We start from the raw sequence: 14,518 nt of genomic DNA, 5'->3' as shown, positions 1-14,518 counted from the left end.
ATGATAGGCTATCTCTGTCAGGAACGAAAATAAAGGATGATCAACCGTGAAAAAAATCACTACGCTAGCCGTTTCTCTGCTGACCGCCGCCTGCATGTCCGCTGGCGCATTGGCCGCAGACCAGCCGCTGGAAAAAGTCGCGCCGTTCCCGAAAGCGGAAAAAGGCATGAAGCGTCAGGTTATTCAGCTGCCGCAGCAGCAGGATGAGTCGGCGCTCAAGGTTGAGCTGATGATCGGCCAGACGCTGGAAGTCGACTGCAACCATCATCGTCTCGGCGGGGAACTGGAAAGTAAAACCCTGGAAGGCTGGGGCTATGATTACTATGTCTTTGAGAAGCTGAGCGGCCCGGTATCCACCATGATGGCCTGCCCGGACGGCAAAAAAGAGAAGAAATTTGTCACTGCCGGCCTCGGGGATGACGCCATGCTGCGCTACAACAGCAAACTGCCGATCGTGGTATACACGCCGAGCAATGTCGATGTGAAATATCGCATCTGGCGCGCCGACGAGACTATCAGCAACGCTGTCGTCCGCTAAGGCGAACAGCGCAAACGGCAATAAAAAACGGCAGCCCGCAGGCTGCCGTTTTTGTCAGAGCGTTTATCAGAGCGCGATATCCGCCATCGGCTTGCCGCCGCTCAGCGGCTTCAGCTCCGCCTGCGGCACCTCATCCACCGCCCCGGCTGGCTCATATTTCAGTTCCAGCACTTCACTGGTCCACGCCAGCGCTTTCTCGATCTCCGCCGGGTTGCCGTCAAGACGAATACCGTAGGTTGGGATGATCGCCTTCAGCTTGGCCTGCCATTCCGGCGAATTGACTTTATCTTTAAACACTTTCTCCATTAGCTGCAGCATGATAGGCGCCGCGGTGGAGGCCCCTGGCGACGCGCCGAGAAGCGCCGCGACGGTGCCTTCATCATCGCTGACCACTTCGGTGCCCAGGCGCAGTACCCCGCCCTTCTTCGCGTCGCGCTTAATGATCTGCACGCGCTGACCGGCCTGCCACAACCGCCAGTCCTCTTTCCGCGCTTCCGGATAATATTCGCACAGCGCGGCCAGACGATCTTTATCTTTCTGCATCACCTGGCTAATCAGATATTTTACCAGATCGAAGTTGTCCAGGCCGACGTTGAGCATTGGCAAAATATTTGAGGTATTCGTCGAGGCCAGCAGATCCCACAGCGAACCGTTCTTCAGGAAACGGGTCGAGAAGGTGGCGAATGGTCCGAACAGCACCACGCGTTTACCGTCGATAATACGGGTATCGATGTGCGGCACCGACATCGGCGGCGCGCCCACTTCGGCCTGACCGTAGACCTTCGCCAGATGGTGGTTCACCACCTCCGGATTTTCGCAGACCAGGAACTGGCCGCCGACCGGGAAGCCCGCATACTCTTTGGCCTGCGGAATGCCGGTCTCCTGCAGCAGGGTCAGCGCTGCGCCGCCGGCGCCGATAAAGATAAATTTAGCTTTAATGACCCGCTTCTGACGACGATTGTCGGCATCCGCCAGGGTGACCGTCCAGCTCTTGTCGGCGTTGCGCTTGAAGCGACGCACCACGGTGCCCAGCTGTAGGGAGAAATTATCATGCTTTTGCAGACCGGCGATCAGCTGGCGGGTAATTTCACCATAGTTGACGTCGGTTCCCACTTCTGAGCGAGTGGCGGCGACCTTTTGCAGCGGGTCGCGGCCTTCCATCACCAGCGGCGCCCAGGCTTTGATCTGCTGATGGTCTTCAGAATAGCGAATACCGCGGAACAGTTCACTTTGCTGCAGCGCCGCGTAGCGCGCACGGAGGAAGTTGACGTTATCTTCGCCCCACACAAAGCTCATGTGCGGCACGCTGTTAATGAAAGATTTTGGTTTGTTCAGGACGCCGCGCGTCACCTGATGCGCCCAGAACTGACGCGAGATATGGAAGGCTTCGTTGATGTCGACCGCTTTGTCGATATTGATGCCGTTGGCGGTCTGCGGCGTGTAGTTCAGCTCCATCAGCGCCGCGTGGCCGGTACCCGCATTATTCCACCCGTTTGAGCTCTCTTCCGCCACGCTGGACATCTGCTCAACCATGGTAATAGACCAGTCTGGCTCAAGCTCCTGCAGCCAGGTTCCCAGTGTGGCGCTCATAATGCCGCCGCCAATCAACAATACATCCGTCTCTTGCTCATGGCGGGTGTTGGTCCGAGTGCTGTTGGGACCAACCGCCTGTGAGCGTGGTACGGCCATCTTTTTATTCATCGGATTTGAGCCTTACTTTACTCGCTGTTTTTATTTAGCGCAGGTGATACGATTCTCACCCCTCACGTTACCACCGAAGCTCAAAAATTTAAATATTGTTTAAATTTTAAGTTCTGTTTTGAGATCCGTTATAAAAATGTTTAATAAATGTATACACCAAATCACTTTTTGTACTGGTGCGCTGACAGATTCCGCGCTATCATCCCTGGTTTTGTGACAGACCGCACGGAAGCAGGGCCTGACACCGCTCTCTCTTTTTTTATAAGCTGCGAACTTTTTTTATGCCCCCAGTTTCTGACCCCGCCGCTTCCGGCAACCTGCGTCCCATCCTCCGCTCCCCGTCTTTACTGACGCGCGAAGTGCTGGCCGGCGTGCTCACCGCCCTGGCGCTCATCCCTGAAGTGATTTCGTTTTCAGTCATTGCCGGCGTTGACCCGCAGGTAAGCCTGATTGCTTCGGTGGTGCTCTGCCTGGCGATGTCAGTCTTCGGCGGACGCCCGGCGATGGTCACCGCCGCCGCGGGCTCGGTGGCGCTGGTGATTGGCCCGATGGTGCATCAGCACGGCGTGGGGTACATTTTACCGGCTGTCATTCTGGCGGGTATTATTCAAATTTTGTTTGGTCTGTGCGGCATGGCGCGCCTGATGCGCTTTATTCCCCCGGCGGTGATGACCGGGTTCGTCAACGCCCTTGGGATCCTGATTTTCTTTGCTCAGGTGCCGCATTTCTGGAGTCGACAACCGCTAATCGTTGGCCTGTTCGTCCTGACGCTGCTTATCGTCCTGTGGGCGCCGCGCGTTATTAAGGCTATCCCGGCGCCGCTGATCGCCATCGTCGCGCTCACCCTCTATACCGCGACCACCGGCCAGCAGCTGCCGACCGTCGGCGATGAAGGGTCAATGAGCGGCGGCCTGCCGGGGTTCACCGCCCTGACCGTTCCCCTGAACCTGACCACCCTGCAGATAATCTGGCCGTGCGCCCTCAGCATCGCCTTTGTCGGCCTGATGGAGTCCTTGCTGACGGCTAAGCTGGTGGATGATCTCACTCATACCTCGTCGAACAAATCGCGGGAAAGCGCCGGGCTGGGTATCGCCAATATCCTTGCCGGCTGCTATGGCGGCATCGCCGGCTGCGCGATGATCGGCCAGACTATCGTGAACGTGGAAATGGGCCGGGCCCGCAGCCGCCTCTCAACGGTAATCGCCGGCCTGGTGCTGCTCCTGCTGGTGACAGCGCTCAGCCAGGTGATGGCGAAGATCCCGATGGCGGTTCTGGCCGGGGTGATGGTGATCGTGGCGGTGAAGACCTTTAGCTGGCACAGCATTCGCCCGGGCGAGCTGGCGCGTAATCCGTGGCCGGAAACGCTGGTGATGCTGGTGACCGTCGCCGCGACGGTGGGAACCAGCAATCTGGCGATCGGTGTGCTGGCGGGGATTGTCGCGATGGCGATCATCCCCCGCCGCCTGCGGGCAAAAGCGCAGGCTACATCAGAAACAGCGTCGCCAGACCCAGAAAAATAAAGAAGCCGCCGGTGTCGGTGATGGCGGTGATCATCACGCTGGAGCCGACCGCCGGGTCGCGCCCCAGCTTCACCATGACCATCGGGATTATCACGCCCATCATCGCCGCCATCAGCAGGTTGAGCATCATGGCCAGCGTCATCACCCCGCCGAGCTGCGGATCGTCATACAGCCACCAGGTGATGGCCCCCATAATCCCGCCCCACACCAGACCGTTAATCAGGGCGACCCCCATTTCACGCAGGATCAGGAAGGTAAAGCTGCCGGGCTGGATCTGCTGCAGCGCCATCGCCCGGACGATCATGGTGATCGTCTGGTTGCCGGTGTTGCCGCCGATGCCGGCGACGATCGGCATCAGCGAGGCCAGCGCCACCAGCTGTGAAATGGTGTGTTCGAAGCCGTCGATGACCCGGGAAGCAATAAACGCCGTACACAGATTGACCGCCAGCCATGCCCAGCGGGTTTTCACCGCTTTGCTGACCGGGGCGAAGACATCCTCTTCATCGCTCAGGCCGCCCATCCGCCGCAGATCGTTATCGGTTTCTTCATAAACCACATCGACGATCTCATCGATGGTCAGGCGCCCGATCAGCTTGCCGTCGGCATCAATGACGGCGGCGCTGAGCAAGTCATCACGTTCGAAGGTGCGCGCCACCTTCTCCGCCTCTTCGTGCGGCTGAAAGGTGACCGGGTCGCCCTCCATCACCTCCCCCACCCGCTTCTGCGCATCATTGAGCAGAATGGTCTGCAGCTCCAGCTCGCCGAGCAGCAGCTTGTTACGGGTGGTAACGAACAGCTTATCGGTGTTTTCCGGCATTTTACCGAGACGCCGCAGATAGCGCTGCACCGCCGCCAGGGTGGCCTCCGGTCGCACCGTAATGACCTCAAACTCCATGATCGACCCGACGCTGTTGTCGGCGTAGCGCATAATCTGGCGAATACGGGCGCGCTTCTCGGCCGGCAGGGTCGCCAGCAGCCGTCCGGTCAGGTTGCGCGGCAGATGCTGCAGCAGGTAAACCTGTTCATCGATATCCAGCGGCTGCATGGCCTGCAGCAGCTCGGGGTCGCTCATCTTGTCGATCAGGTCGCCCCAGACGTTCTCTGAGGCCTCCAGCAGCACTTCGCCGCGTTTATCGTCGGGCACCAGGCACCATAGCGCGGTGCGGGCGTCATAGGGAAGCGCTTCCAGCGCATCGGCGAGATCCGGCGGCGGCAGATGCGAGACCAGCATTTCCACTTCGGCCAGGTCATCGGCCAGCGTCCCTTCATCATAGCGCTCAGCCAGCGTCAGTTTGCCCAGCAGCGCGGAAGTCACCGCTTTATCGGTGCTCAAGAGCCAAATCAGACGGGCGCGCTCTTCGTCACGCAAGCGGGCGCTTTTTTTATGCAAAACGGACATCGATCGGGCAATCCTTTTGAGAATGGTGAGCCGGCCTGCGGGCCGGAAGCCTTAAGCATAGCGCGAGGAGGGGGAAATAATAACCGTCAGCGATGTAGACGCTGAAAATTTCAGCGGCGCCCGGGCTTTTCCGGGCGCGCGTTGTGAATCAGGCCGTACGGGCCACCGCATCGCGGGAAGCCTGTTCCCGCTCTTCGCCGGTAAGTTCGGCGAGCTGGCCAGCGCGCATCTCCAGCAGACGATCGGCGTGCTGGAAGTAGTGATCGTCATGGCTGATGGCGAACACGGTTTTGCCCATCTGCTGCATCAGCGGCAGCAGGACCTGGTAAAACTCGCGGCGGAAATGCGGATCCTGATCCGCCGCCCATTCATCCAGCAGAATGATGTCCCGGGACTCGGCCAGCGCCAGCAGGAGCGCCACGCGCTTCTTCTGCCCTTTCGACAGCCGCAGGTCGGCGATTTTTCCGTTCTCCAGCTGCAGCTTGTGGGCCATTTGCAGACGCTCCAGCCATGTCGCCACCAGCGCCGGATCGGCCTCCTCGCCCTGCGGCCCGAGCAGGCGGTCAAACAGCCAGACGTCGGTAAACACTGCGGAAAACAGTTTGCGGTACTCCTCTGGCCTCTCCGCCGCCAGCGGCTGGCCGTCGACGAGGATCTGACCGGATATTGGCTGGTACAGGCCGGTCAGGAGCATCGCCAGCGTTGACTTGCCGCTACCGTTGCCGCCTATCAGAAACACCAGCTCGCCGCGCTTCAGCGTCAGATTAAGCGGCCCTACCGCAAAGCGCTGGTCCGGATAATGGAAGGTGACATCGCGCAGCTCCAGCGTCTGCCAGTCAGGATGCGCCTGCGGCCGGGGAAAGTCGGCCCGGTACGGGGCGAGGGAGAACTGACGCAGCTTGTTAAACGCCACCTGGGCGCTGAGCAGCGTGGGCAGCGCGCCGACGGCGGAGAGCAGCGGCGTGCGCAGAAACAGCAGCGTCAGGGAATAGGTCGCCGCCACGGCGGTATCGGCCCAGCCGAGGCTGTTGGCCATCCAAAACACCAGCCCGATGGCGCCAAGCATCATAATATTCGACCAGTTGACCGCGCTGAGGTGGAAGGTATCGGCGCGAACGATATGGTGCCGGTACTCCCGGGCGTCCGGGAGGTAGAGCTGGTTAAACACATACTCCGCGCGCTCGCGGTTGAGGGTCAGCTCTTTACGCCCCTCCAGCACCGTCTGATAGTCGTGATACAGTTTATCTTCCGTTTCGCGCAGGCTGGCCATATGTTTGTACACCCGCGAGACCAGCACAAAGCCGCCCCAGATGGTGAGCGCCATCCACAGCGCCGTCACCAGCATCATTTTTCCTGACAGCCAGGCGAGGTAGGCCGCGGAGCCGAAGGTGAGAATGATCCCCTGCACCAGCTCCGGCAGGCGCACAAAGGCGATGGTGATATTGCGGATATCGCTGGTCAGCCCGGCAAGCAGCGACGCGCTGCCGATCTTCTCTACTTGTTCAATCTGGGTATCGAGGATGCGTTTAACAAACTCACCGCGCAGACGATAGACAAAATGGTGGCCGAGGGTGGTTAGCGCCAGCTGCGAGCCCAGGGTCACCGCCATCAGCAGCCCCAGCAGACCAAGAAACTCCGGCAGGACCCGCAGCGAGGTATCGACAGCGGTAATCAGACGCAGGTTAATGAAAGCGATTAAGCCGATACCCAGCGCGGCGCTGAGCAGGCTGAGAGCAATAACGCCCAGAAACGGCCAGCGGTACTGGCGCCAGACGAGAGAGAGAAGTTCCATAACAGGCTATCCGCAAAAGCAAAACAGCCAGCAGTTTAAACGGCTCGCCGATGACATCAAGAATAATTCTTATTTTAATACTGGCGACCGCCCGCCTGTCGGAAGGTGAGATTGTAACGACAGTCGCCCGTTTTCGGATGATGCCCCGCTTTCAGCGGCTGAATGCCATGATAAAACAGGCGCGACTCGCCGCCCCAGACCACCACATCGCCATGCTCCAGCAGCAGCCGCTGCAGCGGGTCGCTGCGTTGCAAGCCGCCAAACTGAAAGATGGCCGGCAAGCCCAGCGAGACCGAGACAATCGGCGCCCGCAGATCCTGTTCATCTTTATCCTGATGCAACGACAGTTTTGCGCCAGGACAATAGCGGTTAATCAAACAGGCGTCGGGGGAAAACTCCGGATAGCCGCCGGCGGCGGCGGCCGCCAGCGCCAGTTCATGAAAGACGGCAGGCATCGGCGGCCAGGTTTGATCGGTTACCGGGTCGACCGGGGCGTACAAATAGCCGTGGCGATCGGTAGTCCAGCCCAGCGCGCCGCAGTTGGTCATGGCGACCGACATGGTGTACCCGCCCGGCGTGACCATCTGGCGAAACGGCGACTGACTGGCGACGTCGGCTATCGCCTGCAGCAGCGCCGGGGCGCGTTCGCGGGCAAATCGCCGCAGCACCACCGCGCCGGGGGCCAGCGGCTCCTGCCACGGTGGGGTATCGCTAAACAGATCGAGCATTACTCCTCCTCATGTTGGGCCTCGCGCGCCAGCAGCTGCGCTTTTCGCGCCGTTCCCCAGCGATAACCGGACAGGGTGCCATCTTCACGCACCACCCGGTGGCAGGGAACAATCACCGCCAGCGAATTCGCCGCGCAGGCGCCGGCCACGGCTCTTACTGCCCGCGGCTGGCCAATATGCTCTGCCACCTGGCGGTAGCTGCGGGTCTCGCCCACCGGGATCTGCCGCAGCGCCTGCCAGACCTGCAGCTGAAACGCGGTGCCCTGCAGATCCAGCGGCAGCGATACCGGCCGCCGGCTGTCGTCGAGGTGGGCGAAAATCTCGGCCATCTGCTGACAAAAATCAGGGTCGCCTTCACGCAGCTCGGCATTGGGAAAGCGCCGGCGCAGGTCGTCGAGCAATGCCGCATCGTTATCACCCGGCAGCACCGCGCAGACGCCGCGCTCGCTCTGCGCCACCAGGCAACGACCCAGCGCGCAGTCGCCCGTGGTCCAGGTTACCACGGTGGCGGCCCCGCCGCGGCGAAACTGGCTGGCGGTCATCCCTAACGCTGCGTCGGCCTGGCGATAATAGCTGCTGCTGTCGGGAAAACCAGCCGCCAGCGCGGCGCGGGTCACCGGTATCCCCTGCTCCAGCGCTTCCCGCAGGCGCTGCGCCCGCCACGCTTGTTGCCAGGCTTTAGGGGTCATGCCGGTGACGGATTTAAATAAACGGTGGAAATGAAACGGGCTCATCGCCAGCTGGCCTGCCAGCGCCTCGAGGGTCAGGGGCGCGTCCTGCTCCAGCAGCCGACAGGCCTGCGCCACTTTGTCGACCCTTTGCTGCTGCGGGTAGTCTTTATCCGGTTGGCAGCGTTTGCAGGGGCGGAATCCCGCCGCCACGGCGGCGGCGACGTCGGCAAAAAAGCGTACGTTTTCTCGCCGCGCGCGCCGCGAGCGGCAGGAGGGACGACAGCAGATGCCGGTGGTCAGTACCGCAAAGACGAACTGACCATCGGCCCGGGTATCACGTTCGCAGACCGCCTGCCAGCGGCGATCATCGGTATCGGCAACTATCGGTTTCATGACGGGTCTCCAGCTGTAAGTGTACCCTCAGTCTGTGGTAAAGCCCGCAGTAAAAAACCCGCAATCTTGCTTTTTAATTTTTCTCGCCGACAAGGAAAGTGCGGAACTGCGGCGACATCCAGGTTTTAAAACCCTCTCCTTCTTTAACGATCATGTAGACCGCCAGCCCCTCCTCGCGCACCACCTGCTGCGCTTTTTCCGGCCCCAGCACCATCAGTCCGGTATCCCAGCCATCCGCCTCCAGCGCTGTTGGCGCAATGACGGTCACGGAGACCAGCTTATGGGTTATCGGCTGCCCGGTCTGCGGATCGATAACGTGCGAGATGCGTTTGCCATCGAGTTCATAGTAGTTGCGATAGCTGCCGGAGGTGCTGATGCCGTGCCCATTGATGTCGACAATCGCCTGAACGGCGTTTTCGCGGTCGGTCGGTTTCTGGATCGCTACCCGCCAGGGCTTGCCTTCGCCGTTCATCCCGCGGCTGACCAGCGCCCCGCCCACCGACACCAGATAGCGGGAGATCCCCTCCTGCTCCATCAACCGCGCGAGGTGGTCGGCGGCATAGCCTTCCCCCACGGTGGAGAGGTCGACAAACAGATCGGGAATATCTTTTTGCAGGAACTGCCTGCCGCTCTGATTAATAACCTGCAGATGCTGCAGGCCGGTGCGCGCCTTCGCCGCGGCTATCGCCTCGGCATCCGGGGTGGTGACCGGCTGTTTATCCGGGCCAAAGCCCCACAGGTTGACCAGCGGCCCTACGGTAATATCCATCGCGCCGTGCGTTTTGGCGCCAATCCGCAGCGACAGGGTGACGATATCCGCCATCGCTTCGCTCACCGGCCAGGGTTCGGTAGTGGCGGCATGATTGAAGCGCATCAGCGCTGAGTCGTTTTTCCAGGTCGACAGCAGGCGATCGTCGGCGTCCAGCTGGGCCTGAACCTTGGCGCGCAACGCCTGGGCCTTTGCCTCATCCACGCCAATGACGCTGACCCGCCAGAAGGTGCCCATCGTTTTGCCATCCAGCACGGTGGCCGTCGCGGTGGGGGTCGCAGGAGTGGTAGCTGAATCGCAGCCAGAGAGCAGAACGCAGGCGCCCAGCAGCGCGGCGCGAAAGAAAGTCATATCCATTAATCGAGGCTCCTCTTACCAGGGCGACAAGAGTATACCAGCGAGGTTAAACCGGACATAAAAAAAGGCGCCAGAGGCGCCTTTTTGTTATGCAGCTTGCAACTTAGAACTGGTAAACCAGGCCCAGTGCAACCACGTCGTCGGTAGAGATACCGGCGTTGCGGGTGAAGCTGTTGTCGTCCAGCAGGTTGATTTTGTAGTCAACATAGGTGGACATGTTTTTGTTGAAGTAGTAGGTCGCGCCAACGTCAACATATTTCAGGATGTCCTGGTCGCCGTAGCCGCGCTCCAGATCCTTACCTTTAGACTGCAGGTAAGCCACAGACGGACGCAGACCGAAGTCGAACTGGTACTGAGCAACCACTTCGAAGTTCTGCGCTTTGTTTGCAAAGCCCAGGTTTGCAAAGCCCAGGGAACCGGCGCGAGTTGCGTTGTAGGTCTGGGTGTACTGAGAGGCCAGGTAGATGTTGTTGGCGTCGTATTTCAGACCACCGGTGTAGGTTTCAGCGTTGTCGCCACGACCCAGTGCCGGAACACTATTCTGCTCGTCGGTACGTTTGGAGTGAGAGTACGCGAAACCAGCGCTGATGCCATCCCAAATATCGTAGGTCAGAGAGGTGCCGAAGCCGTCGCCGTTCTGTTTGCTCCAACCACGACCGTTGTTGGTCGCGCCTTCGCCGCTGACGCTGCCGTTTTTACCCTGATACTGCAGAGCAAAGTTCAGGCCGTCAACCAGACCGAAGAAATCAGAGTTACGGTAGGTTGCAACGCCGTTAGCACGGGACTGCAGGAAGTTGTCAGAACCGTAGGTGTCGCCGCCGAATTCCGGCAGAACGTCGGTCCAGGACGTTACGTCGTATACTACGCCGTAGTTACGACCGTAGTCGAAAGAGCCCGCGTCGCCAAATTTCAGGCCTGCGAATGCCAGACGAGTCCATGCCTGATCGCTGGAGCTTTCAGTGTTGTTCGCCTGAACGTTGTATTCCCACTGGCCGTAACCGGTCAGCTGGTCGTTGATCTGGGTTTCGCCTTTCACGCCTACACGCATGTAGGTCTGGTCGCCGTCGACGCTCTTGTCGTCAGAGAAGTAGTGCAGACCGTCAATTTTACCGTACAGGTCTAATTTGTTGCCGTCTTTGTTATAAATTTCAGCCGCATTTGCTGCGCCTGCTACCAGCAGAGCCGGTACCAGGAGGGACAGTACTTTAACTTTCATGTTATTAACCCTCTGTTTGTTATATGCCTTTTATTATGCCACTGCTTACTGATTACCCTTCTAATCAGTCGGCTATTTCATTGTGCTGCAAAATGCAGAATAATCCAATAAGAATATGATACTAAAACTTCTAAGATGTTTCAAAGTTCCCACAAGATGTTTCAATTTGTAAATTTAGCGGAACTTTTTTCACCGCAAAATGGTCAGGGAAATACGCACTAATCATCAAAAAAAATATTTAACCTTTTATAATCAAAGCGATAGACAACAACATATCTATAGCACTGAATGGTAAAACAAAATGATCATTGGTGGCTAAAATAAGAGTCGCTATCATCATTAACTTTATTTATTACCGTCATTCAGTTCTGAATGTCTGTTTACCCCTATTTCAACCGGATGCCTCGCATCCGGTTTTTTTTACCCTTCTTTACACAACTTTAATTTATCTGTGCTACGGCTAATGATTCCCTAACGACTATTAATCAATTAGGCCATCAGTGGTGCATATTCTGCCAATGTCTTGTTATTTCGTGCGATTCTTCCCTTTTGTTTCCGTCAATATCGTCGCCGGTTAACCTTCCCGGCGCGGTTTCATTTACGCTTCGTTTCTAAGATAATTCCTGGGCGGCATCGCACCGCTGGCGCCAATCTGTAGTATGGATTTACGCCATTAGCCTTTATACTGCCAGCAGCATCTGCTTTGTTGCCAGTTACTCTGGCGCTACATCCTGTTTACAAACAATGATGAGTCGTTCAGCCACAAGATGACCCCGAAAAAATTCTCCCTGATCCCCGGCAACATCAGCCGCTTCTTCATTTTGATGGTTATTGTCCTGCTGGCGACAATGGGGGTGATGATCCAAAGCGCCGTCAATGCCTGGCTGAAGGAGAAAAGCTATCAGGTGGTTGATGTCTCCCACGCTCTGCACCAGCGCATTGACGCCTGGCGCTATGCCACCTGGCAGATCTACGACAATATCGCCGCCACCTCAGTCAACACCGCAAGCGGCGGTCTGCAGGAGACGCGTTTAAAACAGGACGTTTACTACCTGGAGAAACCCCGGCGTAAAACCGAAGCCCTGATCTTTGGCTCCCATGACAGCTCCACCCTCGAAATGACGCAGAAAATGTCCGATTATCTCGATATTTTGTGGGGCGCGGAGACCATTCCGTGGTCGATGTACTATCTCAACGGCCTGGACAATAGTCTGATCCTGGTCTCCACCCTGCCGTTGAAGGACCTCTCTTCGAGCTTCAAAGAGTCAACGATCAGCAGCGTCGTGGAGTCACGGCGCGCGGAAATGCTGCTGCAGGCTAATACCCTTGATGAGCGCGAGACGTTCTCGCCGCTGCGCCATCTCGCCTGGCAGAACGCGCACTATTTTACGTTACGCACCACCTTCAACCAGCCCGGACACCTTGCCACGGTGGTCGCCTTCGACCTGCCGATTAACGATCTGATCCCGCCCGGCATGACCATCGACAGCTTCCGTATCGAGCCTGACCCGTCGCAAAATCTCGCCACCACGCCGGATAAAGAGAGCGCCGATCATATCGGGATCACCTTTAACGGCATGCAGATTGACATCGCCACCGACATCAGCACCACCGGTATGCAGTTGCTGTGGACGGTACCAATGAACACCATGCTGCTGGAGTCCATGCAGAACATTCTTCTGCCGCTGCTGCTCAACATTGGTCTGCTGGCGCTGGCGCTGTTTGGTTTTACCACCTTTCGCCACTATAAAGGACGCAGCCATTCGTCTGGCGCCGGGCTCCCCTCCGCCGCCAACAGCGAACTGCGTCTGCTGCGCGCCATTAACGAAGAGATTGTTTCTCTGCTGCCGCTGGGGCTGCTCGTTCACGATCAGGAAGCCAACCGAACGGTTATCAGCAATCCAATTGCCGACCATCTGCTTCCGCACCTGAATCTGCAGAACATCACCAATATGGCGGACCAGCATCAGGGGGTGATCCAGGCCACCGTCAACAATCAGCAGTATGAAATCCGCCAGTATCGCAGCCAGGTAGCGCCGCGCACCCAGATCCTGATCATCCGTGATCAGGACCGCGAAGTGCTGGTTAATAAAAAGCTCAAGCAGGCCCAGCGCTTGTATGAGAAAAACCAGCAGGGACGGGCCGCCTTTATGCAGCACATCGGCAGCGCCCTGAAGCAGCCCGCGCTGACGCTGGCGGCAGAGGCGGCGGCGCTCAGTAGTACAGAGAATCGGACGCTGGCCCAGCATGCCGATGAGCTGGTCAAACTCATCGATGACATTCAGCTCGCCAATCTGCTGGAAAGCGATGCCTGGAAAACCAACCAGACGTTGTTCTCGGTGCAGGAGCTTATTGACGACGTCGTGCCGGAAGTGCTGCCGGCGATGAAACGCAAGGGTCTGCAGCTGCTCATCAACAATGCGCTCCCGGCCGGCGAGCAGCGCTATGGCGACCGTGAAGCTCTGCGGCGCACGCTGGTGCTGTTAATCCAGTATTCAGTGACCACCACGCCTATCGGCAAGATCACCCTCGACGTCTGTCAGGATGAGTCGGCCAGCGATCGCCTGACCTTCCGCATTCTGGATACCGGCAACGGCGTCTCGGCAAACGAGATCGACAATATGCACTTCCCGTATCTCAACGAGACCCAGAGCGACCTGTACGGCAAAGCAAACGCCCTTACCTTCTGGCTATGCGACCGCATGACGCGCAAGCTGGGCGGGCAATTGACCATTAAAGCCCGGGAGTCGCTGGGGACGCGCTATACCCTGCATCTGAAAATGCCGGCCAGCGAAGAGGCGCCAGAGGCGGGAGAGCATTTGCTGGATGACGTTATCGTCCTGCTGGATGTGACTTCCAGCGAAGTGCGGCGGATTGTCACTCGCCAGCTGGAGAGCTGGGGAGCGTCCTGCATCACACCGGACGATCGGGCGACCAGTCAAGCCTTTGATCTTTATTTAACGGATAATCCGTCTAATCTTACTGCTTCAGGCTTGCTTTTAAGCGATGATGAGGTCGGGATACGCAAGATCGGCCCGGGCCAACTGCGGGTCAACTTTAATATTAGCACGGCGATGCAGGAGGCTATCCTGCAGCTTATTGAGCAGCAGCTGGCGGAGGAGGCGGTTCAGCCCGTCACCTCAGGAAACGAGAGTAACGCCGAACTCCATGCCAGCGGCTATTACGCACTGTTTGCCGATACGGTACCGGATGATGTTCAGAGATTGTATACTGAAATCGAAGCGGGCGATTTTGCTGCTCTGGCGCAAACCGCCCACCGCCTCAAAGGGGCATTTGCTATGCTTAATCTGATACCCGGCAAGCAGTTATGTGAAACGCTTGAGCATCTGATTCGCGAAAAGGATGCGCAAGGCATAGAAAAATATATCAGCGACATTGACGCTTACGTCAAGAGCTTGCTGTAGAAGGTAGCC

The 14,518-nt window shown here is 58.2% G+C and carries 10 protein-coding genes; 3 read left to right on the top strand and 7 right to left on the bottom strand.

The genetic code is table 11. The annotated features are described in order from the left end of the window. The first annotated feature begins 46 nt into the window (after positions 1–46). Entirely contained in the window at positions 47–538 is a 492-nt protein-coding gene (gene eco / locus KHQ28_RS11080) for a serine protease inhibitor ecotin (RefSeq protein ID WP_014343358.1), read from the top strand. A gap of 66 nt (positions 539–604) precedes the next feature. Here the strand turns inward: eco and mqo are convergent, their stop codons facing one another. Beyond that, entirely contained in the window at positions 605–2,239 is a 1,635-nt protein-coding gene (mqo, locus tag KHQ28_RS11075; protein ID WP_002912994.1) for a malate dehydrogenase (quinone), read from the bottom strand. A gap of 359 nt (positions 2,240–2,598) precedes the next feature. Here mqo and KHQ28_RS11070 point away from each other — a divergent pair, with 359 nt between their 5' ends. Next, on the top strand, positions 2,599–3,759 hold the full coding sequence (locus KHQ28_RS11070; RefSeq protein ID WP_014343359.1) for a SulP family inorganic anion transporter: 1,161 nt from the start codon (positions 2,599–2,601) through the stop codon (positions 3,757–3,759). On the opposite strand, the gene mgtE is transcribed toward KHQ28_RS11070, so the two are convergent. From mgtE to KHQ28_RS11040, 6 genes are all read right to left on the bottom strand, one after another. Next, a complete protein-coding gene (mgtE, locus tag KHQ28_RS11065) occupies positions 3,722–5,158 on the bottom strand; it encodes a magnesium transporter (protein ID WP_002912996.1) in 1,437 nt (478 codons plus the stop codon). The genes KHQ28_RS11070 and mgtE overlap by 38 nt on opposite strands. A 148-nt stretch (positions 5,159–5,306) precedes the next feature. Next, positions 5,307–6,950, bottom strand: coding sequence for a multidrug ABC transporter permease/ATP-binding protein (locus tag KHQ28_RS11060; protein WP_004184919.1), 1,644 nt, complete (start codon positions 6,948–6,950; stop codon positions 5,307–5,309). Positions 6,951–7,024: 74 nt separating this feature from the next. Continuing rightward, entirely contained in the window at positions 7,025–7,678 is a 654-nt protein-coding gene (gene alkB / locus KHQ28_RS11055; protein ID WP_032418630.1) for a DNA oxidative demethylase AlkB, read from the bottom strand. Further along, a complete protein-coding gene (gene ada / locus KHQ28_RS11050) occupies positions 7,678–8,742 on the bottom strand; it encodes a bifunctional DNA-binding transcriptional regulator/O6-methylguanine-DNA methyltransferase Ada (RefSeq protein WP_032418629.1) in 1,065 nt (354 codons plus the stop codon). The genes alkB and ada overlap by 1 nt, the downstream gene beginning before the upstream one ends. A 73-nt stretch (positions 8,743–8,815) precedes the next feature. Next, positions 8,816–9,868, bottom strand: a complete 1,053-nt coding sequence (gene apbE, locus KHQ28_RS11045; protein WP_004180700.1) for an FAD:protein FMN transferase ApbE — start codon at positions 9,866–9,868, stop codon at positions 8,816–8,818. A 103-nt stretch (positions 9,869–9,971) separates the two neighbouring features. Then, on the bottom strand, positions 9,972–11,084 hold the full coding sequence (locus KHQ28_RS11040; RefSeq protein WP_211777602.1) for a porin OmpC: 1,113 nt from the start codon (positions 11,082–11,084) through the stop codon (positions 9,972–9,974). Positions 11,085–11,851: 767 nt separating this feature from the next. On the opposite strand from KHQ28_RS11040, the gene rcsD reads away from it, so the two are divergent. Further along, a complete protein-coding gene (gene rcsD / locus KHQ28_RS11035) occupies positions 11,852–14,509 on the top strand; it encodes a phosphotransferase RcsD (protein WP_032418627.1) in 2,658 nt (885 codons plus the stop codon). The last annotated feature ends 9 nt before the right edge of the window (positions 14,510–14,518 follow it).

It is taken from the genome of Klebsiella sp. 28, assembly GCF_018223905.1.
GTDB classification, from domain to species: domain Bacteria; phylum Pseudomonadota; class Gammaproteobacteria; order Enterobacterales; family Enterobacteriaceae; genus Klebsiella; species Klebsiella pneumoniae.
This window is presented reverse-complemented; position numbering and strand designations above follow the sequence as displayed.

What these genes read in the sequence shown, in the direction of transcription:
- mqo (WP_002912994.1), bottom strand. Translation starts at nt 2,239, where the DNA reads ATGAATAAAAAGATGGCCGTACCACGCTCACAGGCGGTTGGTCCCAAC.
- mgtE (WP_002912996.1), bottom strand. Translation starts at nt 5,158, where the DNA reads ATGTCCGTTTTGCATAAAAAAAGCGCCCGCTTGCGTGACGAAGAGCGC.
- KHQ28_RS11060 (WP_004184919.1), bottom strand. Translation starts at nt 6,950, where the DNA reads ATGGAACTTCTCTCTCTCGTCTGGCGCCAGTACCGCTGGCCGTTTCTG.
- alkB (WP_032418630.1), bottom strand. Translation starts at nt 7,678, where the DNA reads ATGCTCGATCTGTTTAGCGATACCCCACCGTGGCAGGAGCCGCTGGCC.
- ada (WP_032418629.1), bottom strand. Translation starts at nt 8,742, where the DNA reads ATGAAACCGATAGTTGCCGATACCGATGATCGCCGCTGGCAGGCGGTC.
- apbE (WP_004180700.1), bottom strand. Translation starts at nt 9,868, where the DNA reads ATGGATATGACTTTCTTTCGCGCCGCGCTGCTGGGCGCCTGCGTTCTG.
- KHQ28_RS11040 (WP_211777602.1), bottom strand. Translation starts at nt 11,084, where the DNA reads ATGAAAGTTAAAGTACTGTCCCTCCTGGTACCGGCTCTGCTGGTAGCA.
- rcsD (WP_032418627.1), top strand. Translation starts at nt 11,852, where the DNA reads ATGACCCCGAAAAAATTCTCCCTGATCCCCGGCAACATCAGCCGCTTC.